Annotated in this window: 17 protein-coding genes; 12 read left to right on the top strand and 5 right to left on the bottom strand. The window is 68.3% G+C overall.

Going from position 1 to position 24,779, the window contains the following annotated elements; translation table 11 throughout:
* Positions 1–182: 182 nt before the first annotated feature.
* From ettA to JW364_RS04370, 6 genes are all read left to right on the top strand, one after another.
* Entirely contained in the window at positions 183–1,856 is a 1,674-nt protein-coding gene (ettA, locus tag JW364_RS04395) for an energy-dependent translational throttle protein EttA (protein ID WP_068972484.1), read from the top strand.
* 40 nt (positions 1,857–1,896) lie between these two features.
* On the top strand, positions 1,897–6,630 hold the full coding sequence (locus JW364_RS04390; protein ID WP_205333124.1) for an NAD-glutamate dehydrogenase: 4,734 nt from the start codon (positions 1,897–1,899) through the stop codon (positions 6,628–6,630).
* A gap of 68 nt (positions 6,631–6,698) precedes the next feature.
* Positions 6,699–8,960 (top strand): molybdopterin-dependent oxidoreductase, encoded by a 2,262-nt coding sequence (locus JW364_RS04385; RefSeq protein WP_205333125.1) that lies wholly within the window; start codon positions 6,699–6,701, stop codon positions 8,958–8,960.
* A 73-nt stretch (positions 8,961–9,033) separates the two neighbouring features.
* Entirely contained in the window at positions 9,034–9,522 is a 489-nt protein-coding gene (locus JW364_RS04380) for a thioesterase family protein (protein ID WP_065629020.1), read from the top strand.
* Positions 9,522–10,211 (top strand): hypothetical protein, encoded by a 690-nt coding sequence (locus JW364_RS04375; protein ID WP_058250035.1) that lies wholly within the window; start codon positions 9,522–9,524, stop codon positions 10,209–10,211. The genes JW364_RS04380 and JW364_RS04375 overlap by 1 nt, the downstream gene beginning before the upstream one ends.
* Before the next feature lie 189 nt (positions 10,212–10,400).
* Entirely contained in the window at positions 10,401–12,104 is a 1,704-nt protein-coding gene (locus JW364_RS04370; protein ID WP_068972481.1) for an HNH endonuclease signature motif containing protein, read from the top strand.
* Positions 12,105–12,194: 90 nt separating this feature from the next.
* On the opposite strand, the gene JW364_RS04365 is transcribed toward JW364_RS04370, so the two are convergent.
* Complete coding sequence (locus tag JW364_RS04365) at positions 12,195–14,039, bottom strand: glycoside hydrolase family 13 protein (RefSeq protein WP_205333126.1); 1,845 nt, start codon at positions 14,037–14,039, stop codon at positions 12,195–12,197.
* Positions 14,040–14,116: 77 nt separating this feature from the next.
* Complete coding sequence (locus JW364_RS04360) at positions 14,117–14,563, bottom strand: globin (RefSeq protein ID WP_223259061.1); 447 nt, start codon at positions 14,561–14,563, stop codon at positions 14,117–14,119.
* Between the two features lie 133 nt (positions 14,564–14,696).
* Between JW364_RS04360 and JW364_RS04355 the strand changes: the two genes are divergently transcribed.
* From JW364_RS04355 to JW364_RS04345, 3 genes are all read left to right on the top strand, one after another.
* Positions 14,697–15,278 (top strand): HNH endonuclease, encoded by a 582-nt coding sequence (locus JW364_RS04355; protein ID WP_058250289.1) that lies wholly within the window; start codon positions 14,697–14,699, stop codon positions 15,276–15,278.
* Between the two features lie 150 nt (positions 15,279–15,428).
* Complete coding sequence (locus JW364_RS04350; RefSeq protein ID WP_058250036.1) at positions 15,429–15,683, top strand: hypothetical protein; 255 nt, start codon at positions 15,429–15,431, stop codon at positions 15,681–15,683.
* A complete protein-coding gene (locus JW364_RS04345; protein ID WP_189340153.1) occupies positions 15,670–16,164 on the top strand; it encodes a DUF5130 family protein in 495 nt (164 codons plus the stop codon). Before JW364_RS04350 ends, JW364_RS04345 begins: the two co-directional genes overlap by 14 nt.
* 71 nt (positions 16,165–16,235) lie before the next feature.
* Here JW364_RS04345 and JW364_RS04340 read toward each other — a convergent pair whose 3' ends face one another.
* On the bottom strand, positions 16,236–17,669 hold the full coding sequence (locus tag JW364_RS04340) for a cation:dicarboxylate symporter family transporter (RefSeq protein ID WP_068972585.1): 1,434 nt from the start codon (positions 17,667–17,669) through the stop codon (positions 16,236–16,238).
* A 143-nt stretch (positions 17,670–17,812) separates the two neighbouring features.
* On the opposite strand from JW364_RS04340, the gene JW364_RS04335 reads away from it, so the two are divergent.
* Both JW364_RS04335 and JW364_RS04330 read left to right on the top strand, forming a co-directional pair.
* Positions 17,813–19,372 carry an ATP-binding protein gene (locus tag JW364_RS04335; protein ID WP_205333127.1) on the top strand — a complete coding sequence of 520 codons (1,560 nt, stop codon included), beginning with the start codon at positions 17,813–17,815 and terminating at the stop codon, positions 19,370–19,372.
* Positions 19,369–20,049 (top strand): response regulator, encoded by a 681-nt coding sequence (locus tag JW364_RS04330; RefSeq protein WP_058250040.1) that lies wholly within the window; start codon positions 19,369–19,371, stop codon positions 20,047–20,049. Before JW364_RS04335 ends, JW364_RS04330 begins: the two co-directional genes overlap by 4 nt.
* 18 nt (positions 20,050–20,067) lie before the next feature.
* Here the strand turns inward: JW364_RS04330 and pepN are convergent, their stop codons facing one another.
* Positions 20,068–22,671: an aminopeptidase N gene (gene pepN / locus JW364_RS04325; protein ID WP_068972589.1), complete on the bottom strand. Its 2,604-nt coding sequence runs from the start codon at positions 22,669–22,671 to the stop codon at positions 20,068–20,070.
* Positions 22,672–22,690: 19 nt separating this feature from the next.
* Positions 22,691–23,956 (bottom strand): TetR/AcrR family transcriptional regulator, encoded by a 1,266-nt coding sequence (locus JW364_RS04320; RefSeq protein ID WP_083229513.1) that lies wholly within the window; start codon positions 23,954–23,956, stop codon positions 22,691–22,693.
* Between the two features lie 194 nt (positions 23,957–24,150).
* Here JW364_RS04320 and JW364_RS04315 point away from each other — a divergent pair, with 194 nt between their 5' ends.
* On the top strand, positions 24,151–24,771 hold the full coding sequence (locus JW364_RS04315) for a DsbA family protein (RefSeq protein WP_058250042.1): 621 nt from the start codon (positions 24,151–24,153) through the stop codon (positions 24,769–24,771).
* The last annotated feature ends 8 nt before the right edge of the window (positions 24,772–24,779 follow it).

Here is a 24,779-nt window from a genome sequence, read left to right as displayed (position 1 = left end):
CTGCCCACCCGCGCGTCAACCGCGAAAGACGGTGCACCGAACCGGCGCAGACGCACCGGACCGTCGCCCGGCATGCGACGGCGACTAGGCTTGTCCCCATTGTGTGTGCGCCCGGGCGCGCACCCCCCGCGTCCGCGGCAGACAGATCACACGGCATCGAGCAGGTCCGAAGGAGTTTTCACGTGGCTGAGTTCATCTACACGATGAAGAAGGTTCGCAAGGCGCACGGCGACAAGGTCATCCTCGACGACGTCACCATGTCCTTCTACCCGGGCGCCAAGATCGGCGTCGTGGGACCCAACGGCGCGGGCAAGTCGTCGATCCTGAAGATCATGGCCGGCCTGGACCAGCCGTCGAACGGCGAGGCGTTCCTCGACCCCGACGCAACCGTCGGCATCCTCCTGCAGGAGCCGCCCCTCAACGAGGAGAAGACGGTCAAGGAGAACGTCGAGGAGGGCATGGGTGAGATCAAGGTCAAGCTCGACCGCTTCAACGAGATCGCCGAACAGCTCGCGACGGACTACTCCGACGAGCTGATGGAAGAGATGGGCAAGCTCCAGGAGGACCTGGACAACAACGACGCCTGGGACCTCGACTCCCAGCTCGAGCAGGCGATGGATGCGCTGCGCTGCCCGCCGGCCGATTCGCCGGTCACCCACCTGTCCGGTGGTGAACGTCGCCGCGTCGCACTGTGCAAACTGCTGCTGCAGAAGCCCGACCTCCTGCTGCTCGACGAGCCGACCAACCACCTCGACGCCGAGTCGGTGCTGTGGCTGGAGCAGTTCCTCGCGAACTACTCGGGAGCAGTGCTGGCCGTGACCCACGACCGGTACTTCCTCGATCACGTCGCGCAGTGGATCTGTGAGGTCGACCGCGGCAAGCTGCACCCCTACGAGGGCAACTACTCGACCTACCTGGAGAAGAAGGCCGAGCGTCTCGAGGTCCAGGGCAAGAAGGACCAGAAGCTGCAGAAGCGGCTGAAGGAAGAGCTCGCCTGGGTCCGCTCCGGTGCCAAGGCCCGCCAGACCAAGAACAAGGCCCGCCTCGCCCGCTACGAGGAGATGGCGGCCGAAGCGGAGAAGACCCGCAAGCTCGACTTCGAGGAGATCCAGATCCCGACGCCGCCGCGCCTGGGCGACGTCGTGGTCGAGGTCTCGCACCTGGACAAGGGCTTCGAGGGCCGGGTTCTCATCAAGGACCTGTCGTTCACCCTGCCGCGCAACGGCATCGTCGGTGTGATCGGTCCGAACGGCGTCGGCAAGACGACCCTGTTCAAGACGATCGTCGGCCTCGAGCGGCCCGATTCGGGCACGGTGAAGGTCGGCGAGACGGTCAAGCTGAGTTACGTCGACCAGAGCCGCGCCAACATCGACCCCAAGAAGACGGTGTGGGAGGTCGTCTCCGACGGGCTCGACTACATCGAGGTCGGCCAGAACGAGATGCCCTCGCGCGCCTACGTCAGCGCCTTCGGGTTCAAGGGCCCTGACCAGCAGAAGCGCTCGGAGGTGCTCTCCGGTGGTGAGCGCAACCGCCTGAACCTCGCGCTCACCCTGAAAGAGGGCGGCAACCTTATCCTTCTCGACGAGCCGACCAACGACCTCGACGTCGAGACCCTGGGCTCGCTGGAGAACGCGCTGGAGCAGTTCCCCGGGTGTGCCGTGGTCATCAGCCACGACCGCTGGTTCCTCGACCGCACCTGTACCCACATCCTGGCGTGGGAGGGCAACGTCGAAGAGGGGCAGTGGTTCTGGTTCGAGGGCAACTTCGAGGCCTACGAGGCCAACAAGGTCGATCGCCTCGGCGCCGACGCCGCCCGCCCGCACCGGGTCACGCACCGCAAACTGACTCGCGATTAATCCCGGTTCCGCCCGGCGCGGGTGACTAGCATCGGCAGATGTGACGTCACTCGTTCCGGACGCGGTGGACCACTACTTCAGGTCGCGGACCGACGGGTCGGCAGGTGAGTCGGCCGCCGACCGGGTGCGCAGACATCTCGATGACGCGCGGGTCCGCCGCCGCGGAGAGGCGCTCGTCGGGGTGACCGCGGGCGAGGGCGGCACCGTCGAGATCCTCGTCGTCAACGACGACATGCCGATGCTCGTCGAAGCCGTCCTGGCCACGGTCGAGGCGCACGACCTCACCGTCGATCGCATGGACCACCCGGTGATACCCGTTCAGCGGGACCCCGACGGCACACTCGTCGCCGTCGACTCCGGCGAGACGACCCCGGAGTCCTGGATCGCGGTCTGCGGCCTCGCACGTCACCCGGGCATCGATCCGGAACCGCTGCGCGACGATCTCCGCGAGGTCGTCTCGCGGGTCATCGACGTCGACGCCGATGCGTCGGCGATGCGCTCTCGGATGGCGGAGTGCGCCGCCGGGATGGCCGACGCACCGCTGCCGGGGGCCGGAGTCTCCGACGCCGACCGTGGTGAGTACGCCGCGCTGCTCGAGTGGTTCGCCGGCAACCACTTCCACCCGCTGGGCCATGTGCGGGTGGGCGGGGACGGGCCCGCCGGGGACGCCGACCGTCTCGGTGTGTGGCGGACCGACTCCGTCAGCCGCGACTTCCCGTCGGTGACTGATCGTCCGCTGGTCCCGCGGGTCAGCCGGGTGTTCGTGGCGACCGGCATCCAGCGCACCAATTTCCCTGTGCTCGTGCAGGTTCCGACGTTCGATGCGAATGGCGAACACGACGGCGAGCATCGTTTCCTGGGTACCCTCACATCCGCCGGCAATCATCAGGCAGTGCTCGACGTCCCGGTCCTGCGCGCCAAGGTGCACGACGTCCTCGCGCAGGCGGGCGTCGAGGAGGATTCCTTCGCCGGTCAGTCCATGATCGAGCTGCTGCAGAACTATCCGCTGGTGGAGATGTTCTCGTCCACCGAGGACGAGCTCGAACGCCGCCTGACCGAGATGCTGGACGCGGTGGCGACGCGGTCGCTGCGGCTGTTCCTGCGCACCAACTTCGACGGACGCACCGCCGTCGCCCTCATCTACCTGCCCCGGGACCGCTACAACACGTCCACCCGTCTCGCCCTCGAGCGCGCGCTCGTCGCCGAGGTGGACGGGACCGGGCTGGAGTACACGGCGCGTGTCAGCGAGATGCCGTTGGCACTGTTGCAGGTGCTGGTCTGTATCGACCCGACGACGGCGGCCGAACTCGGCTCGGTCGACACCGGATCACCGGCCCACGCACGCGTGCAGGCGGCGCTGGTCGCCGCCATCCGCGGTTGGGACGAGCGGGTGCGCGAACTGGCTGTCGCAGAAGACATCCCGGCACTCGACGGCGGCCCGGACGTGCTGCTGCGCCAGTTGTCCTCGTTGTCGGAGGACTACAAGGAGCTCCGCGAGCCGCATGCGGCCCTCGCCGACCTCATTCGCGTCGTGGGTCTGGAACCGGGTGAGATCGACGTGACCCTCGACGCCGCCGAGACGGCGACCGACGGGCGCGAGCCGGACCGGTGGGTCTTCACGCTGTACCTCTGCGGTGCGTCGGCGACACTGACCGATGTCCTGCCGGTGTTGCACAGTCTCGGTCTCGATGTCCTCGAGGAGCACCCGTACGAGATCCATCGGCTCGACGACACCGTCTGCTGGGCCTACGAATTCAGCGTCCAACTCGCGGCCGGGATGACCGTCGACCTCGACCACACCGACGACCTCGCCGATCGGTTCACCGAGGCGTTCCGCCGGATCTGGCTCGCCGGTGCGGACGTCGACGCCTACAACGAACTCGTCATCAGGTCGGGCCTGGACTGGCGGTCGGCGGCGATGCTGCGCGCCTACGGGCAGTACCTGCGCCAATGCGGGTTCTCGTACAGTTCGGCCCACGTCGCCAGCGTCCTCGGCCAACACCTCGCCATCACCCGCGGCCTCGTCGACCTGTTCGTCGCGTCGTTCGATCCCGACACCGCCGACGAAGAGCGCCGAAAGCGGGTACGCGACAAGCTCGACGAGGAGATCGGACTCGTCTTGAGCCTCGACGCCGACCGCATCGTCTCCGCGTTCGCGGCGGTGCTGTCGGCGACCGACCGCACGAACTACTTCGTCGACGGCGGGTCGTCGGACTCCGATCACTGTCCGGTCATCTCGTTCAAACTCCGTCCGCGCGACATCCCGCAGACCCCTGAACCCCGTCCGCTGCACGAGATCTTCGTCTACTCACCGCGCGTAGAGGGGGTGCACCTCCGATTCGGCTCGGTCGCCCGTGGCGGCCTGCGCTGGTCGGACCGCCGGGAGGATTTCCGCACCGAGATCCTCGGCCTGGTCAAGGCGCAGGCGGTGAAGAACGCGGTGATCGTGCCGCTCGGCGCCAAGGGCGGTTTCGTGGTCAAACGGCCGCCGCCGCCGACCGGTGACGCCGCGCGGGACCGGGAGGCGCAGCGGGAGGAAGGAATCGCGTGCTACCGGCAGTTCATCGCCGGCCTGCTCGACGTGACCGACAACATCGACCTCGCGACCGGGGAGGTCATCCCCGCCCGCGGGGTCGTCCGGCTCGACTCCGACGACACCTACCTGGTGGTGGCGGCCGACAAGGGCACCGCCTCGTTCTCCGACATCGCCAACGACGTGTCGAAGTCGTACGGGTTCTGGCTCGGCGACGCCTTCGCCTCCGGCGGGTCGGCCGGGTACGACCACAAGGCCATGGGTATCACTGCCCGGGGCGCGTGGGAGTCGGTCAAGCGGCATTTCCGCGAGATGGGGACCGACACGCAGTCGCAGGACTTCACCGTCGTCGGGATCGGCGACATGAGCGGCGACGTGTTCGGCAACGGGATGCTGCTCAGCGAGCACATCCGGCTCGTCGCCGCGTTCGATCACCGGCACATCTTCGTCGACCCCGATCCGGAGGCGGCGGCGTCGTTCACCGAACGGAAGCGGTTGTTCGGCCTAACGCGGTCGTCGTGGGCGGACTACGACACCGACCTCATCAGTGCCGGCGGCGGGGTGTGGGAGCGCGACCGCAAGTCGATCCCGATCACCCCCGAGATGGTGGACGCGCTGGGCATGGAAGACGGCACGACAGAACTCTCACCACCCGAATTGATACGCGCGATCCTGCTCGCTCCGGTCGACCTCCTGTGGAACGGCGGCATCGGGACCTACGTGAAGGCGTCGACCGAATCACATGCGAGTGTCGGCGACAAGTCCAACGACGCGATCCGAGTCGACGGAAACGAGTTGCGTGCCAAGGTGATCGGAGAGGGCGGCAACCTCGGGGTCACCGAACGCGGGCGCATCGAGTTCGACCTCGCCGGGGGCCGGATCAACACCGACGCCCTCGACAACTCGGCCGGGGTCGACTGTTCCGACCACGAGGTGAACATCAAGATCCTGCTCGACGCGGCGGTCTCGGCGGGCGGCCTCGACGCCGACGAACGCGACCCCCTGCTGGAGTCGATGACCGACGAGGTCGCCGAACTCGTTCTCGCCGACAACATCTCGCAGAACTCCGAGCTCGGATTCTGCCGCACATTCGAGCTGCTGCGGGTGGAGGTGCACGCCCGCATGCTCGAACACCTCGCCGCCAAACGGGGCGTCGACCTACGCCTGGAGGCGCTGCCCGAGCCGCGCGAGCTGCGCAAGCGGGTCGGCGGCGAGCTCCACCGCGGTCTCACGTCGCCCGAGTTCGCGACGCTCATGGCGCACGTCAAGCTCGAGTCCAAATCCGACCTGCTCGCCACCGACCTCCCCGACAACGACGTGTTCGCACCCCGCGTCGCGCGCTATTTCCCGGACGCGGTGCGCACCGAGCATTCCGACGCGATCAGCGGACACCGGTTGCGGCGTCAGATCGTGGCGACGACCCTCGTCAACGACGTGATCGACCACGCCGGGATGACCCACCTGTTCCGGTTGAGCGAGGGGAGCAGCTGCAGTACCGAGGAGGGCGTCCGCGCGTATGTGGTGTCCAACAAGGTCTTCGGCATGAATGAGGTGTTCGAGGGCATCCGGCATGCACCGGCTCCGGTCGAAGCTGTCGACGAGATGATGCTGTACGCGCGCCGTCTGCTGTTCCGCGCCTCGCGGTGGCTGCTCGCCTTCCGGCCGCAACCATTGGCCATGGCCGCCGAGATCACCCGCTACGGCGAGCGGGTGGCAGCACTGTCCGAGGTCATCGACGACTGGTACGGGCCGAGTTCGGCACGCGATATCGCCGAGCGCGCCGACACCTACATCGAGCACGGCGTTCCCGAGAACCTCGCCCACACCGTCGCGGCTAGCCTGCACCGCTTCTGTCTGCTCGACATCATCGACGCGGCCGAGATCGCCGACCGGGACGCCGGCGAGGTCGGCGACCTCTACTTCGGGGTGATGGAGCACTTCGGTCTCGAACAGCTGCTCACGGCGGTGTCGGGACTCGAATTCGGCGATCGATGGCATGCGCTGGCCCGGTTGGCAGTGCGTGACGACATGCACGGTGCGCTCCGTGCGCTGGCCCTGCGGATCCTGGAGGTCAGCGAACCCGGCGAGAGCACGGCCGACAAGATCGCCGAGTGGGAGTCCTCGCGGTCGAACCGGCTGAGCCGGGTACGTAGCGTGCTCCGGGAGATCGAGGAGACCGGGACCGCGGACCTGGCCACGCTCTCCGTCGCGGCCCGGCAGCTGCGGAGCGTGATCCGCTGATGCGCAGGCGACGGCTGCCGTCGTCGAATCCGTCGCAGTCAGGTGTGCCGAGCGCCTAGCCTGAGCACATGACCCGAACCGCACCGCGCATCTGCCCGCTCTGCGAGGCCACCTGCGGTCTGACCCTCACCATCGGCCGGGACCGCACGACCGGCGGCGAGATCGTCACCGCCGCGCGCGGTGACGCCGACGACGTGTTCAGTGCCGGCTACCTGTGTCCGAAGGGTGCGAGTTTCGCCCAGCTCGACAACGATCCCGATCGTCTCGACCGTCCGCTCATCCGGCGCGATGGTCGGCTCGTCGAAACCGATTGGGACACAGCGCTCACCGCTGCGGTCGACGGGCTGCGCGAGGTGATCTCGACCTCCGGCGGCGAGTCGATCGGCTTCTACCTCGGCAATCCGTCCGCGCACACCGTCGCCGGCACGATGTACGCGCCCTTGCTCATCCGGGCACTCGGTACCCGCAACGTGTTCAGCGCCAGCACCCTCGACCAGATGCCGAAGCAGGCGGCCACCGGTTACCTCGTCGGTCATGCGGGGACTTTTGCCGTCCCGGACCTCGACCGCACCGATCATCTCGTGATCATCGGAGCGAACCCGGTGGTCTCCAACGGCAGTGTGACCACCGCCGCCGACTTCCCCGGGAAACTGACCGCGCTGCGCCGCCGGGGCGGGCGCCTGACCGTCATCGACCCGGCACGCACCCGCACGGCGAAGTTGGCGGACACCCACATCGCGCCGCGGCCCGGAACGGATGCGGCGCTGCTGTGCGCGGTGGTGCAGTGCCTGTTCGACGAGGACCTCGTCGCCGCCGACCTCGGCGGGATCGCCACGCATGTCACCGGCGTGGAGGCGCTGCGCGACGAGCTGAGCGGTTTCACTCCCGAACGGGTCGCCTCGTTCTGTGGTGTGGCGGCCGCCGACATCCGGGCTCTCGCCCGGTCGATCGCCGCGTCGGAATCGGCCGCCGTCTACGGCCGGATGGGCACCACCACAGTGCAATTCGGGACCATCGGCAGTTGGCTCATCGACGTGGTGAACATCCTCACCGGCAACTTCGACCGGCCCGGGGGAGTGATGTTCCCGCTCGCACCGACCGCTCCGTCGCCCCGCCCGGCCCGTGCGGGCCGGGGGTTCCGTACCGGGCGGTGGCGCAGCCGGGTTTCCGGTCACGCGGAGGTCGGCGGTGAGCTCCCCGCCGTCGCGATGGCCGAGGAGTTCGAGACGCCCGGCGAGGGGCGGTTGCGGGCGCTGGTGACGGTGTCGGGTAACCCCGTCCTGTCCGCGCCGAACGGCGCACGACTGGGACGCGCACTCGACGACGCACAGTTCGTGGTCTGCGTCGACCCCTATCTGAACGAGACGACGCGGCACGCACACGTCGTGCTGCCGCCGCCGCGCCCGTCGCAGAGTCCGCATTTCGATGCCATCCTGAACAACCTGGCGGTCCGGGCCACCGCCCGCTACTCGCCGCCCGTGTTACCGCTGCCGGCAGGCCGTCCCGACGAGATCGAGATCGTCTGCCGGCTGATCCTGGGCCTGTCCGGGGCCGGGGTCGACGCCGACCCGGGCCTCGTCGACGAACAGGTCATCGCGGCCACGCTGTCGAAGGAGGTCACCGACCCCTATTCGCCCGTCGCCGGTCGTGACGTCGCCTCGCTCGTCGCGAAGTTGCCCGACGCGCCCGGGCACCAGCGTCGGCTGGACATGCTGTTCCGCCTCGGGGCGTACGGCGACGCCTTCGGCGCGCGCAACGGCCTCACGTTCGCGGATGTGCTGGCCGCGCCGCACGGCATCGACCTGGGGCCGATGCGGCCGCGCCTGCCCGGGGTGCTCCGCACGGCATCCGGCAAGATCGAACTCGCTCCCGACCCGCTCATCGGCGACCTCGCACGCCTGAGCGCAGCGGTGGACGCCGGGGGCGACCCGGCGCCGGCCGCCGACGGCAGCCTGCTGCTGGTCGGCCGCCGCCACCTGCGGTCGAACAACAGCTGGATGCACAATCTCCCGGCCCTCACCGGCGGTACCAATCGATGCACCCTGCTCATGCATCCCGACGATGCCGACCGACTCGGCATCTCCGACGTCGCCAAGGTCCGTGGTGCGGGCGGTTCGCTGACCGTTCCCGTCGAGATCACCACCGACATCCGGCCCGGGGTCGCGTCGCTGCCGCACGGGTGGGGTCATGATGTCGACGGCATCAGACTGGGCGTCGCTGCCGCCGAGCCGGGTGTGAACGTGAACGACCTGAACGACGGCGCCCTGCTGGACCCGCTCTCGGGGACCGTCGTCCTCAACGGTCTGCCGGTGGAGATCGCGCCTGCTTGACCGGGTCGGGTAGTGCGTAGGGTTGGGCCGGGGTGGCCGCGCTGGCCGCCCGCCGACACCGATCTGACAGGGGATGACGCACGTGCTCAACGAGGACGCCGGGACCACGACCGCTGACGGATACCTGGTCAAGGTGCCGGTGCGCTGGTCGGACATGGATGTCTACGCGCACATCAACCACGCCCGGATGGTGACGTTGCTCGAAGAGGCGCGCATTCCCTGGCTCTTCTACGACGGCCGACCGACCGCGCCCCTGCGCGACGGCTGCCTCGTCGCCGACCTACACGTGAGATATCAAGCGCAGCTGCGTCATTCCGAGGGGCCGATCGAGGTCACCATGTTCGTCGAACGCCTGCGGGCCGTCGACTTCACCGTCGGCTACGAAGTGCGCGCGGCGGGTGCCGACCCCGCCTCTCGCCCCGCCGTGGTCGCCAGCACACAGCTCGTCGCCTTCGACGTGGCGGCCCAGCGCATCGCCCGGCTCACCCCGGAACAGAAGGTCTACCTCGCCGGATTCCGCCGCCCTGCCGGGGAATCGGCCACACGCGGCGGGCCGAGTTGATGGAGCGGTTCATCGAGTTCGCGTCCTCGGACCGATCGAACGCCCTCGCGTTCCTCTCGCACGCAGTACGTCTCGACGATGCCGCCGTCGTCCGGGTGGTCGCGCGTTCGGACGGTCTGGTGGCCTTGTGGGCACATACCGGGTTCGACGTCCTCGCCACCCGGTCGGTGACCGGACGAATCGCGCCGACCGACATCGTGTGCGACGCTTCGACACTGCGTGCGACCGTCGAATCGGCCGGCCCGGGCACCGCGGTCGATCCCGGCTTCTCACTCGACAGTGCCTGGCGCGGAGCGCTTCCCGCTGCGGTCGGGTTCCGGCACATCGACGACGTACCCGCCCGCAGCGTGGTCGAACTGTCCCGGGAAGGCGCCCGGGTGGCGCGCGAGGAGGGGAGCGGGCACGGTCCCGCAACGGGTCTGCTCGATCAGGATGTCCTCGAGGTCACGTCGGAGGAGGGTGCGCTGCGGGCCGCGGTGAGCATGCGATCGGTCTTCGCCCTGACCGGCATGGGATTCATCCGCGACGCGGACGGACGAGCGGTCACCGAGACCTCCGACACCGGGGCGATCGCAGCCGACGAACCGGTACGAATCCGGATGTCGGCGGCGTGGATTCGGATCGATGCACGCTTCGGCTCGGTGTACCAGCGCCGGCACCGCGATCTCGCGGTCACCGTCCTGAACTAAACGGTGTGTCTCACGATGATCTCTCTTGTCGCCTGAGCTCCAGCCATGGTGATTCGCACTGGCCGCCACGCAGACACGATTATCTCGAAGTCGGAGGCCTGTCAGTACGTCGTGGTTCGATTTGTAGGACGTCCGGGACTTGGAAAAATCAAGCCTTGACTCGAACATATTTTCGAGTACGATGGTGTCATGTCATCGGGGGCGGGGGCCGGATCCACGGCGGTGGACCCATCACAGGAGTCCGTCGAACCGCGCTTTCGTCCCGACCATGAACTCTCCGCATCCGAACTCGTCGAGGTCCTCAACCACTGCGCGGGCTTGGCGGCAGCGTCCGCGCATCGAATGATGGTCGTTGCCAGCCTCATTCACGATGAACGCGAGATGGATTACGCGCAGCGCCGCGCCGAGACGCACAGCGGCGAACTCGACTCCATCGAAGCCTTCGAGCACCTATCAGCGCGAGTGGCCGCCGGCGAGAACCCCTACGAGCAGTTCGGGCCCAACGGTCTCGAACAAGCCATCGCCGAAGTCGGCGCCACCCTCACCGTGACACCGGCCGAGGCGAAAGACCTCATCGAGGCCGGCGACGCACTGCGCTACCGACTCTCCTTCACCGGGCACGCACTGGCGTGCGGTCGAATCGACAAGCGCCGCTTCCTCATCGCTCTCAAGCGCACCGATCTCATCACCGACGACGAAGAGATGCAGACCGTCGACGCCCATCTCGCCGAAGCGATCTTCGCCCGCCCACCGATGTCGACGGCCCGGTTCACCGCCATGGTCGATTCGATCGTCGCCAAGTGGGCACCCGACGCGATCCGCCGACGCAAGGAGCGAGTGAAGTCCGACCGCAAGGTGACGGTCACCCCCGATCGGTTCACGCCGGGGCAGTCCCGGATCTCCGGGACGCTGCCCGATGCTGATGCCGCCGAGTTCGACGCCCGCCTGACGGCGATGGCCACCGCGGTCCACGCCGGTGACCCTCGAAAGTTGGCCAATCGCCGGGTCGATGCCCTCAAAGCACTTTCGCGCGGCGAAGCCGCCATCACCTGCCTATGCGACGACTGTCGACCTGCCGCAACCGAACCCGACACAGCACCAGATTTCGACCCAGCGACAGTGGATACCGCCGAGCCGCCTGCACCAGCTGCTGAGATGGTGGATGCGGACACCTTCGTCGACCCGTCAGCCCCCGACACCGCTGCCGATGACCCGGCCGCGCCGACCGACTCGGCGTCGGACTCGCTGGCGCCGCGCGCGACCTTTCACATCGTGGTGAACCTGTCGACCCTGATCGGTCTCGACGACGATCCCGCGTTCCTCGACCGCCATGGCATCATCGACGCCGACACCGCGCGAGAACTCCTCGCCGAAGCGCGACGCACCTACATCCATCCCGCACCGACCCCCGCCGCGCCACTGGCATCGGCTCCCGAGGCAGACAGTTCGACAACGCGGTACACCCCGTCGAAGAAGCTGCAGGCGCTGGTGCGTGCCGGCGAACTGTGCTGCACCTTCCCCGGCTGCAACGCCCCGGTCTGGCAGATCGACCTCGACCACACCGAACCCTTCGATCACACCGACCCGCGGCGCGGTGGCCCGACCGATGCGCGCAACCTCAAACCGCTGTGCCGCTTCCATCACCGCATCAAGACCTTCACCAGCTGGCAGGACCACCAAGACGAGTCCCGCACCGCCTGGTTCACCACACCCACCGGTCACATGTTCGTCGGCAACGCCTTCAGCGGACGCGACCTGTTCAACAAGCTCTTCCCCAGACGATCACCCGATCACCCCGCCCGCGACCGACTCACCAAGCAGCGCGACAACGACTTCCGACGCCACCAACGCGCCGAGAAGCGCTGGAACGACGCCAACCCGCCGCCCTTCTAGCAGCGTTTCACGATTGTCTTGCTTGCTATCGACGGCGGTGAGGTGCCTGCGTGCCCCTCACGTGGTCCGCGGCCGGCTGCCCGAGTTCAGTCACACCAGCCAGGCCGCTGCGTCCGGCGCCAGCATCCCGTCGACGAGAGGCGAACTGACGAGCAGCAATTCGCCGGGCGGAAGGGGCACCGGCTCATCGCCGGCGTTCAGCGCGCAGACCAGCTGACCCTCGGAACGACGGAACGCCAGGCATCCCTCCGGCGCGCCGTACCACTCGAGGTGCTCACCGGTGAACTCCGGACGGGTCACCCTCAGGTCGATGGCGGCGCGGTAGAGCGACAGCATCGACCCCACGTCCTCGAGCTGGGCCTCGACGGTGAGCGCGCGCCACGACTCCGGGATCGGCAGCCAGGTCTCGGGCGTCGCACTGAACCCGAAGGGCGGCTCGGTCCCCTCCCAGGGGATCGGGACGCGGCAGCCGTCCCGCCCGCGTTCGGTGCGTCCGGACCGTTCCCACACCGGGTCCTGGAGTGCGTCGTCGGGCAGGTCGTCGACGTTCGGCAGTCCCAGTTCGCTCCCGTTGTAGAGGAAAACCGTTCCGGGCAGGGCCATTTCGACGACGAGCATCGCTCGTGCGCGCCTCGTGCCGCGCTCGAGGTCGAGTGCCCCGGTCTCCGGGTCGGCGACGGCGTATCGCGTGACCTCGCGGGCGACATCGTGATTGGACAGCGTCCACGTCGGAGTACCCGACACCGACAACACCGCGTCGAGTGAGTTCTCGATGGCCTCCCTGATCGCACCGGATTCGAACGGCGCCTTGGCGAGCCGGAAGTTGAACCCGAGGTGCAGTTCGTCGGGACGCAGGTACTCGGCGAATCGCTCGTTGTCGCTGACCCAGATCTCACCGACGTTGGCGGCCCCGGGATACTCGTCGAGGACCTTGCGGATCTTGCGGTGGATCTCGTGCACCGCATAGTTGTTGAAACGCGGGTCGTCGTCGGAGTTCTGCAGCAGTTTGGTCGCCGACAGGTCCATGTCGGGCAGGTCCGCGGGTTTGGCCATGCCGTGCGCGACGTCGATGCGGAAGCCGTCGACACCCCGATCCAGCCAGAAGCGCAGCGTCTTCTCGAGATCGGCGAAGACGTCCGGGTTCTCCCAGTTCAGGTCCGGCTGCTCCTTGGCGAAGATGTGCAGGTACCACTGTCCCGGCGAGCCGTCGGCCTCGGTGACCCGGGTCCAGGCGGGTCCGCCGAAGATGCTGTGCCAGTTGTTCGGCGGCTCGTCGCCGTCGTCACCGAGGCCGTCCCGGAAGATGTACCGCTCGCGTTCGGGACTGCCGGGGGCCGCGGCCAGCGCGGCCTGGAACCACTCGTGCTGGTCACTCGTGTGGTTGGGGACGAGGTCCATCGTCACCCGGATGTCGCGTTCGTGGGCCTCGGCGATGAGCTCGTCGAAGACGTCGAGGTCGCCGAAGAGGGGATCGACGTCCCGGGGATCGGAGACGTCGTAACCGTGATCTGCCATGGGAGAGGCCATGATCGGACTGAGCCAGATCGCATCGATGCCGAGGAGTTCGAGATAGCCGAGTTTGTCGATGACACCGGCGAGATCGCCGACGCCGTCACCGCTGACATCGGAGAACGAGCGCGGATAGAGCTGATAGAACACCGCGGACTTCCACCACGTGGTGTCAGCCGGATCCAGCTGCGACACAACGGGTGGTGCGACCGGTGCGTCGGCGGCGACGACGGCCTCGCCGGCAGCCGGCTCCTCGAGCGCATCGACGTCGGACTCGATCGCGCCGTCGTCGGACTCGATCGCGCCGTCGTCGAACGCGACGTCGGACTCGATCGCGCCGTCGTCGAACGCGACGTCGTCGGGCTGACCCCCGTCGGATGGCTCGGCGGGGACGACCTCTGGTGTCTCATCGCTCACCGTGGTCATTGTGCCCTACCTGAGTTTTCTCGGAGAAATCCAGGTCAGTCGGCGAGTCGGGCGGCGTGTCGGGACAGAAAACGCTCTCAGATGGGTGAATTCATCATCGATTGCGCAGCCATCTCCATGTAGTCGATCAGCGCCTGGCGGTGGGGTGCGTCGAGCGTGTCGTCGTCGATGGAGGCGATTGCGGTGTGCATACAGCGCAGCCACGCGTCCCGCTCGATGGGACCGACGCGGAAGGGGTTGTGACGCATGCGGAGTCGGGGGTGGCCGCGCTCATCGGAGTAGGTTCGCGGGCCGCCCCAGTACTGTTCGAGGAACATCCGCATCCGACGCTCGGCCGGACCCAGGTCCTCCTCGGGATACAGCGGGCGCAGCACCTCGTCGCGCGCCACCTCGCGATAGAACACAGCCGTGAGTCGCCGGAACGTCTCGGCACCGCCGACCTCGTCGTAGAAGGTCCGCGCGGGGGTTGCCGGCGCCGGTGCGGTCGGAGGGGATGTGTTGGGTTCGCCAGTCACCCTCGCCATTGTCCTCACCCGGGCGCGGTGTCTCAACGTCGACGCCGGGTCGGCCCCGTGAGCTGGCCGGACACCGTGAAACAGCTGTCACGGGGACCGCCACCGTGGTGGACTTGTGCTCGGCGGGGTGGCGGGAGGCGAGATGACGCACAGATCACACGCGAAGACGGGACGCGGGCAGATCCGTCCCGCTCCCGGCGCCGGGGCCTGGACACGCCGCCGGGTGCTGCTCCTCAACGCCACGTACGAGCCGCTGACGGCCGTGACGGTCCGGCGTGCGGTCGTCCTCATCCTCCGTGATCGCGCCGATCTGGTGCACGCCGACGAACAGGGCGAGGCGGTGCACTCCGTGGGTGGTGCGGTCCCGGTTCCGACCGTGATCCGCCTCCGCAGATACGTCCACGTGCCGTACCGGGCGACCGTGCCGATGACTCGGGCCGCTCTGATGCGTCGTGACCTGAACGGGTGCGGCTACTGCGGTGCACGGGCGACGACGATCGACCACGTGGTCCCGCGGAGTCGGGGCGGGACGCACACCTGGGAGAACTGCGTGGCGTGCTGTGCCTCGTGCAATCACCGGAAGGCGGATCGTCTGCTCGGGGAGCTGGGGTGGACGCTGCGGACGGTTCCGACCGTGCCGAAGGGCAGGCACTGGCGTGTGCTGGCCACCATCAAGGACATCGATCCGGCGTGGCTGCAGTACCTCGATGCCGGCGCCGCGTGAGGGGCATGATCCGGTCGCACGGGGTCGCCTCACACGTCTACGACGCGCTGTAGGCCCCCGTGGGCCGGGCGGCGGCCAGTGGGTTAGATTGATCAACGATGACCTGCGCCGACAACCGGGCGGGTCCGGCGCGACCATCGAAAGGGTGACATGGACGTCGACAGCCTGATCGTCCCCATCGGAGTGCCAGTCACGATTCTCACGGTGCTTGCTGTTCTGCTCTGTGTTGTCGCGATGGTGTTCTCCTCCGGGGTCAAGTACCCGAAGGTCGAGGAATACACCCTCGACCAGCAGTGGGAACACGCACCGCTTCTCTTCAGTGCCACCGACATCGAACCGATGGCACTTCCGCGGCATGCGGAACCCGGCGACGTCGATGGGAGCTCGGCCAGTGGCAAATGGTGAGGTTACGCACGCAAATGTGAGCGCCGAGGTCGCGGCCCGGTCGGCCGCCGAACTGCCGCTGGGCGCCGTCTTCACCAACAGCGGTCGCATTTCCGCGGCACGCTACCCGGCCGACGCTCCGACGACGCCGCCGTTCAGCAAGAAGGATCTGATCGCGCTCGACGAGACGCTGAAGGCCGCCAGCGAGAAGGCCCTCGTGCGCTTCTCGGTCTACATCGGCGACCTCGACGGTGAGCTGGAGACCAGCGCCCGCGCGATCCTCGCGAGATCGCCCGAGCCCGCGTACGGCACCCTCATCGCCGTCTCGCCGAACTCGCGTGACGTGGTGATCGTCTCCGGCAACAAGGTGTCCACCCGCGTGAACGATCGCGTCGCGGCTCTCGGTGTCACCGCCGCGGTCACCGGCTTCCGTCAGGGCAACCTGATCGACGGGCTGATCGCCTCGCTGCGCGTGATGGCCACCGCCGCCGCCGGCGGCTGATCGCTCGCACACCCGGATACACGAAGGCCGCCCCACCATTCCGGTGGGGCGGCCTTCGTCGTCGCGGGTCGTCAGTGGGTGAGGACCTTCTCGTGGGCTCCGCGACCGGTGGGGTCGTCGTCGAGTTCGTCGTCGACCATGTTGCTCTCGTCGAACGGATCCCGGCCGGACAGCACGTCGTCGATGCGCTGCTTGTCGATGGTGCTGGTCCACGAGCCGACGAGCAGCGTCGCGACCGCGTTGCCGGAGAAGTTGGTGACCGCGCGGGCCTCCGACATGAACCGGTCGATGCCGACGATGAGGCCGACGCCGTCGAGCATGTCGGGGCGATGGGCCTGGAGTCCGCCGGCGAGGGTGGCCAGTCCCGCACCGCTGACGCCGGCGGCGCCCTTGGACGCGATGATCATGAACGCGAGCAGGCCGATCTGCTCACCGACCGACAGCGGGTCGCCCATCGCGTCGGCGATGAAGATCGACGCCATCGTGAGGTAGATGGCGGTGCCGTCGAGGTTGAACGAGTACCCGGTCGGCACCACGACGCCGACTGTGGTCTTCTCCACGCCGAGGTGCTCCATCTTCGCGATCAGGCGAGGCAGCGCGGACTCCGAGGACGACGTCGCGAAGATCAGGATGTACTCGCGGGTGAGGTACTTGACGAGTTTGAAGATCGAGACGCCCGACACGGTGCGCAGCAGCACCCCGAGCACGCCGAACACGAACACCAGGCAGGTCAGATAGAACGCGAGCATCAGCGTCAGCAGCTGCTGGACCGCAGCCCAGCCGGTCTGTCCCACGACGCTGGCGATGGCGCCGAACGCGCCGATGGGGGCCACCCAGAGCACCATGGTGAGCACCTTGAAGACGAGCTTCTGGAAGTAGGAGACCGCGGTGAGGATCGGTTCGCCGGTGCGGCCCATCGCCTGGATCGCGAAGCCCACGAGCAGCGCGACGAACAGCGCCTGCAGGACGCTGCCCTCGGTCAGCGCGGACAGCATCGATTCCGGAATGATGCCCTGGATGAAGTCGAGGGTTCCGCCGGACTCGTGTGCGTCCTCGGCGAGTTCCTGGCCCTTGCCCGACACCGAGTCGATGTTCAGGCCGTCGCCCGGCTGGATGATGTTGCCGACGACCAGGCCGATGGCCAGCGCAACCGTCGACATCGCCAGGAAGTAGACGAACGCGAGTCCGCCGACCTTGCCGACCGTCGCGGCCTTGCGAACCGAGCCGATGCCCAACACGATCGTGCAGAAGATGACCGGGGCGATCATCATCTTGATGAGGCTGACGAACATGGTCCCCAGCACTCCGAGGTCCTTGCCGACGCCCGGCGCGACGAGCCCGACCACGACGCCCGCGATCACCGCGATGATGACACCGATGTACAGCCAGTGGGTGCGGTCGCGCTTGGTCTTGGATGGCGTGTCGGCCGTATCGTCGGGCGTGGTCACGATGGGATCGGAGCCGTCCCCGGCCGGTGAGTCGCCGGACCTGCCTCGAATGTTCATCGGTGATTCTCTCCTCGTACACCTCGGACAACAGTGATGAGGATTGTGGCCCGATGTGGTGACGCGGGTCACGATTGTGTTCATTACGTTCATACCCAGCACGTCCGGAGTCATCACTGCGGACAGGAACGAGGTCGGCAGGGATGCGGTGGTACCCGCGCACGCTCGCCGGACAGGTCGCCGCGCTCGCATTGGCGGTCTTCGCGGTGGTCGTCGTCGCCGAGAGCGTTCTGGCGGCCGTCGACGCCCGCATCGACGCGGACCGCGCGGCGAGGGCCGAGGTGACAGCGGTGGCCGTCAGCCTGGCGGAGTCGCCGTCGACCGTCGCGGCCCTCACGTCTCCGGATCCCAGCGCGGTGCTGCAGCCGGTCACCGAGCGGGTGCGCGCGGCAACCGGGATCGCGTTCATCACCGTGCTGGCGCCCGACCGGACCCGCTACACCCACACCGACCCGGCGCGAATCGGCGAACCGTATCTGGGGAGCATCGACGCGGCACTGCGCGGGCAGACCGTGACCGAGAACTACACCGGCACGCTGGGCCCGTCGATCCGGACGATCGTTCCCGTCCGTGATGCCGACGGCCGGGTGGTGGGGATGGTCGCTGCCGGGATCACCCAGCGCTCGCTGACGTCGGCGTGGCGTGGCCAGCTGCCGCTGATCGCCCTCGCCGCGTTCGCGGCACTGCTCACCGCCGTCGGCGGCGTGTGGTGGATCCGGCGACGACTGCTGCGGCAGACCGGTGGACTCGCGCCCGACGAGTTACGGCTGATGTACGACCACCACGACGCCGTGTTGCGTTCCGTGCGCGAGGGATTGGTCGTCGTGGAGGACGGGCGACCGGCACTCGTCAACTCCGAGGCGCACCGCCTGCTCGAGATCGGACCCGACACGGCCCCCGCGGACCTGCCCGCCTTCCTCACCGACGGCGACGAGGAGACGGACGTGACCTACGCCGACCGCGGCCGGGTGCTGCTGGTGAGTCGTTCCCCGGTGGCCGGCCGACGCGCGTCGTCGGTGGTCACCATCCGTGACCGCACCGAGCTCTCGGAGGCGATGGGCGAACTCGACTCGATGACGCGGTTCGCCGAGGCCCTCCGATCGCAGGCGCACGAGGCGGCCAACCGGTTGCACACGATCGTCGCCCTCGTGGAGATGGGCCGGCCCGACGAGGCGATCCGGCTGGCGACGACCGAGTTCGAGCTCTCCCAGCACCTCATCGACCGGATGACCCAGGCGGTGGCCGAGCCCGCGCTGGTCGCCCTCCTGCTGGGGAAGACGGCGCAGGCGGCCGAACGCGGGATTGCGCTGTCCCTGACCGAGGAATCGCAGGTGAGTGACGCCGCCACCGGGCTCCTCACGCCCGGTGAGATGATCACGGTCGTGGGCAACCTGATCGACAACGCCCTGGACGCCTGCGACCCCGCGGACCCGTGGGTGGAGGTGACGGTCGTCGGGGACGACCGCGTGCTCGACATCGTCGTCGCCGACAGCGGCAGCGGCATGGATGCCGACCTGCTCGCACTGGCGACCACTCGGGGTTACTCGACGAAGCCCGGAGGTGACGCCGCCGGGCGCGGCCTCGGTCTCGCCCTCGTCGCCCAGGTCGTCGCGCGTCGGCACGGGACGATGAGCGCCGAGAACACCTACGGCTCGGTCATCTCGGTACGCGTGCGCGCCGACGCGGGGGAGCGCGGACGATGATCCGCGTCCTGATCGTCGAGGACGAACCCGTGATCGCCGAGGCGCACCGCGATTATCTCGTCCGGCTGGGCGGATTCGAGGTCGTCGGTGCCGTGTCCACCGCGCAAGAGGCGCTGCGGATGGCCACCGCCGGACCGGTGGATCTGGTGCTGCTCGATCTGGGTCTGCCCGACGCACGTGGCGTGGACCTCGCCTCGGCGCTGTCGGGTGTCCGCCCGGCGCCCGACGTCATCGCGATCACCGCCCAGCGCGACCTCGCCACCGTCCGGAGCGCGATGTCGCGCGGGGTGCTGCTCTACCTGCTGAAACCCTTCACCTTCGCCGCGTTCCGGGAGAAGATCGAGCAGTACCTGCGCTACCGCGAAGCCCTCACCGGCGACGCCGACGCGGTCAGTCAGCGCGACGTCGACCGGGCGCTCGCCGAGCTGCGCACGAGCGACACCCGTCGATCGGCGAAGAAGGGCGCGGCGCCGCAGACCGAGGACGCGGTCAGCCGGGCGGTCCGTGACAGCCCCGACGGGCTGACCGCCTCGGAAGTGGCGCGCGCCCTCGGATCGTCGCGGGTCACCGCCTGGCGCTACCTCGAGCGGCTCGCCGACGACCATGTACTCGAACGCGATACCGAGTACGGCTCGGCGGGCCGCCCGCAGGTGCGCTACCGGTGGCGACGGCGCTGAACCCGGCGTCCGCGGGGTTCAGCTCTCCTGCGCGTCGTAGGCGCGCGCCCGCAGCGAGCGGGCGACGCCGTCGCGGCCCTCGGAGATCAGCCGCTTCAGCGCAGACGGGTGGTCCCCGGACAGGAAGTCCTCGGCGAGGTCGAGGGCATGCTGCGACATCGCCCAACTCGGGTACAGGCCGATGACGACGGTCTGCGCGACCTCGCTCGACCGGCGTGCCCACACCTTCGGAACCGCCTCGAAGTACTTCTCCACGTAGGGCTCGAGGAGTTCGCCCTGGCCGGGACGGGCGAATCCGCCGATCATGGTGCGGGTGTACACATTCGACAACGAGTCGTCCTCGATGGCGCGAGTCCAGGTGTCCGCCTTGGCCTCTGCCAGCGGACGCGCCGCCCGCGCCAGCGCCGCCGAACGCGTGCCGGTGGCGGTGTTGTCCCGCTCGGCCTCGGCGTCGATGACCGGGGTCGACTCCGGATCGGTGTCGATCGCCCCGGCGGTGGCCAGCGCGGTCACCAGCTTCCACCGCAGGTCCGTGTCGACGGCGAGACCCTCGAGCCCGTGGTCGGCGGGATCCGCGCCCTCGAGCAGCGCCCGGGCCACCTCGGTGTGGTCGTCGTTGATAAGGCCGCCGAGCCAGGTGTTGACGAACGCCAGCTGATGGTCGGAACCCGGCTCGGCCGCGCGGGCGAGTTCGAGCATGCGCGAGCTGAATCCGGGACGGCCCGTGGTGGCCGCCCACTCCGGGTCGGCATAGGATTCGATGGCGGTCGTCGCCTGCAGCAGAACTCGTTGCACCACACCGATTTCCGACTCCCCAGCGATGCCCTGCCGAACGAGTTCGACGAAGTCACGGGCACGCATCTCGGCCTGACGGGTCATCTCCCACGCCGCCGACCAGACCAGGGTGCGCGGCATCGGATCGCTGATGTCGCCGATCCGGGCGGTCGCCGTCGCCAGCGACTCCGGATCGAGCCGAACCGAGGCGTAGGTGAGGTCACCGTCGTTGAGCAGCACCAGATCTCCACGATGCACACCGACGAGGTCGGCGACGTCGGTGCGCTCGCCCTCGATGTCGAGTTCCACACTGTGCGTCTGCTCGATGGCACCGGATCCGTTGTCGGCGTAGACACCGACGCGCAGTCGGTGTACCCGGGTCTCGCCGGCGCCCGGGGCGGCGCCGTCCTGGACGATGGTGAACCGCGTGAAGGCGCCGGAGTCGTCGACCTCGAAGTCGGGCCGGATGACGTTGATGCCCGTGGTGCGCAACCACTGGTCGCCCCAGTCCGACAGGTCCCGGCCCGACGACTTCTCCAATGCGCCGAGGAGATCGGCGAAGGTGGCGTTGCCGAACTGGTGCGCGGCGAAGTAGCTGCGCAACCCGGCGAGGAAGTCCTCGAGGCCCACGTAGGCGACCAGCTGTTTGAGGACCGACGCGCCCTTGGCGTAGGTGATGCCGTCGAAGTTGACCTCGACGGCCGCGATGTCGGGGATGTCGGCCGCGACCGGGTGGGTCGAGGGCAGCTGGTCCTGCCGGTAGGCCCAGGACTTCTCGACGTTGGCGAAAGTCGTCCAGGCGCTGGCGTATTCGGTCGCCTCGGCCTGGCACAGCACGGACGCGAAGGTAGCGAACGACTCGTTGAGCCACAGGTCATCCCACCACTGCATGGTGACCAGGTCGCCGAACCACATGTGGGCCATCTCGTGCAGGACGGTCTCGGCGCGGCGCTCGTAGAGGTATTTGGTCACGCGGGACCGGAAGACGTAGTCCTCGAGGAACGTCACGGCGCCGGCGTTCTCCATCGCGCCGGCGTTGAACTCGGGGACGAACAGCTGGTCGTATTTGCCGAAGGCGTACGGGATCCCGAAGTTCTGGTGGTAGAAGCCGAAGCCCTGTTTGGTCTCGGTGAACAGGCGCTCGGCGTCCATGTGCTCGGCGAGCGATGCGCGGCAGTAGATGCCGAGCGGGATGTCGCCGTGCTCGTCGGAGTAGACGTCGGTCCACTCCGCATACGGCCCCGCGATGAGTGCGACGAGGTAGGTGCTCATCGGTACTGTTTCCCGGAATCGGTGCACCACAGCGGATGTGGAGCCGTCCGGTTCGCCAGGAGCCTCCGCGTGCGCGGCGTTGGAGATGACCTTCCAGTCCGCGGGAGCGGTGACGGTCACCGTGTAGGTCGCCTTGAGATCGGGCTGATCGAAGCAGGCGAACATCCGCTTGGCGTCGGCCGTCTCGAACTGTGAGTACAGGTACACCGAGTCGTCGGACTGGTCGACGAACCGGTGCAATCCTTCGCCGGTGTTGGAGTACGCGCAGTCGGCGACCACGGTGAGCGTGTTCTCGGCGGCGAGGCCCGACAGCGGGATACCCACTGATTCGTCGAAACCGGAGACGTCGAGGTCGGCTCCGTTGAGGGTGGCCGAGATCAGCGTGGGTGCCACGAGATCGACGAACGTCTCGCTGCCCTCCGTCGCGGTGAACCGCACCGTCGTCGTCGAGCGGAAGGTCTCGGTCCCGGGCGCCCCGGAACCGTCGGTGAGGTCGAGGTCGATCTGGTAGTTCGACACGTCGAGAATCGCTGCGCGGTCGCGGGCCTGGTCTCTGGTGAGGTTCGGAGCAGTCACGCAGGCCAGCTTATCCAGGTCAGGACTCCGGCGGTGCTCCACGCAGTCCGGCGGGGTTCAGGATCGCCCGTGCGATCGTCTCGAGTTCAGCGGTGACCCCGGGCCGGGACCGCAGCTGCGGCGACTCGATGATCTCGCACGTGTAGCCGAACAACGCCTGGGCGAGCGCATTCGCGTCGGCCGCGGTCAGCAGTGGGTTACGGGACCGGATCGCGTCGATCCATTCGGCCCGGTAATCCGTCTGCGCGTTCCGGAGCTGCGTCTGCTCGGTGTCCGGCAGATACATGAGGTCACTGGTGAAGACGGGCATGATGCGGCCGTGGACGTCGAGTGCGTACTCGACGAATACGCGGATGAGCACGTCGAGGGGGTCGTCGGAACCGGCGCGGCTCAACGCATGGGCGGTGACGTAGAGGATTCCCTGCACGCCGCGCCACAGAACGGCCAGCAGGAGATCGGATTTGCCCGACACCTCCTGATAAAGCGTCGCGATCGAGACGTCGGCCGTGCGGGCGATCTCGTCGATCCGGACGTCGGGGAACCCCCGCTCGGAGAACAACTGGGTGGCGGCGTCGAGAATGCGCTCGCGACGGGAGGCGGGGCGACGGTGCGCGGGTGCGCGCTCGGCATCGGGGTCCGGCTCCGGTGGCCCCGGCAGCCGGCACGCGAGGATGGAGTCCGCCACGGCGCGCTGGACCTCCATGAGGCGGGCGGGCGACAAGGAGCCCCGCATCCCGGAGGTGTTGGAGTACACGCTGAGTGCAGCGGCACCCAGCATCGCCGCGTCCGACGGCGCGACGTCGGGACGCGCCGCTGCGACCAGTGCGGCGAAGTGCTCACTCAACTGGGCGAAGTATCCGCGCATGACGTCGAGTTCGGCCGGCTGCAGATGCCGTTGCTCGCGACGCCACAGCGTCGACACGTCCCGATGGGCGGTGAGGTCACCGAGCCCGTCGAGCAGAAGTGCGAGCTGCTCGACCGGCGAGCGGCCGTGCTCCTCGGCGTCGGCCATGAGTGTCGCGACGAGCTCCACCTGCGTCGTCAGCGCTTGCGAGAGGATGTCGTGTTTGCCGGGGAAATGTCGGTACACCGCCGGCCCGGTGAGACCGACCGCGGCGCCGATCTGCTCGATGCTGACGTTTCGGAATCCCGCGTCCTGGAACAGTCTTGTGGCGGCCCGGACGATCTGTGCCGAGCGCTGTCCGAGAGATCGGGGTTCGAGCGGCCGGAGACGCGCGACCACCCGGGCGGGTTCGTCCGGATCGGACGGTGGCGACGACGGCATCCCGGGTCCTCTTCCTCGGCGGTTCTTGCACCATCTCACACCGTGCCCGGACCGGGCCCCGCGAATCCACAGCGCCGGCGACTGCTCCGCGCATCGGGAACAGTTCGAACCGCCGGGGTGTTGAGCCGTCCGACGGCGCCACCGGCCGATCGTCGGCGGCACGTGTTCAATGTCGACTCTCGAGAGGATGTTCCATGTCAGAGCAGGCCCAGCCCACCGATCGCGTCGATTTCTGGTTCGACCCGCTCTGCCCGTGGTGCTGGATCACCTCACGCTGGATCCTCGAGGCCGAGAAGGTCCGGCCGATCGAGGTCAATTTCCACATCATGAGCCTCGCCGTCCTCAACGAGGGCAAGGACATCCCCGAGGAGTACCGCGAGGGCCTCAAGCACGCCTGGCGTCCGGTCCGGGTCATCGCCGCCGCCGCCGCGCAGAAGGGCGACGAGATCCTGGCGCCGCTGTACACGGCGATGGGGACCCGCATCCACAACCAGGGCATCAAGGATCTCGACGAGGTCATCGCGGGCGCGCTCGAGGAGGTCGGCCTCGACGCCTCGCTCGCCGAGGCCGCCGACGGCACCGAGTTCGACGAGGTCATCCGCGAGAGCCACCACGCCGGGATGGACAAGGTGGGCGACGATGTCGGGACGCCCACCATCCACGTCAACGACGTCGCCTTCTTCGGCCCCGTGTTGTCGCGGATCCCGCGTGGTGAGGACGCCGGGACGGTGTGGGACGGTGCGCGCGCACTCGCGTCCTACCCCCACTTCTTCGAGCTCAAGCGCACCCGCAACGAGGATCCGCAGTTCGACTGATCGGGTTC

Source organism: Gordonia sp. BP-119 (genome assembly GCF_016924115.1).
GTDB lineage: Bacteria > Actinomycetota > Actinomycetes > Mycobacteriales > Mycobacteriaceae > Gordonia > Gordonia hongkongensis.
This window is presented reverse-complemented; position numbering and strand designations above follow the sequence as displayed.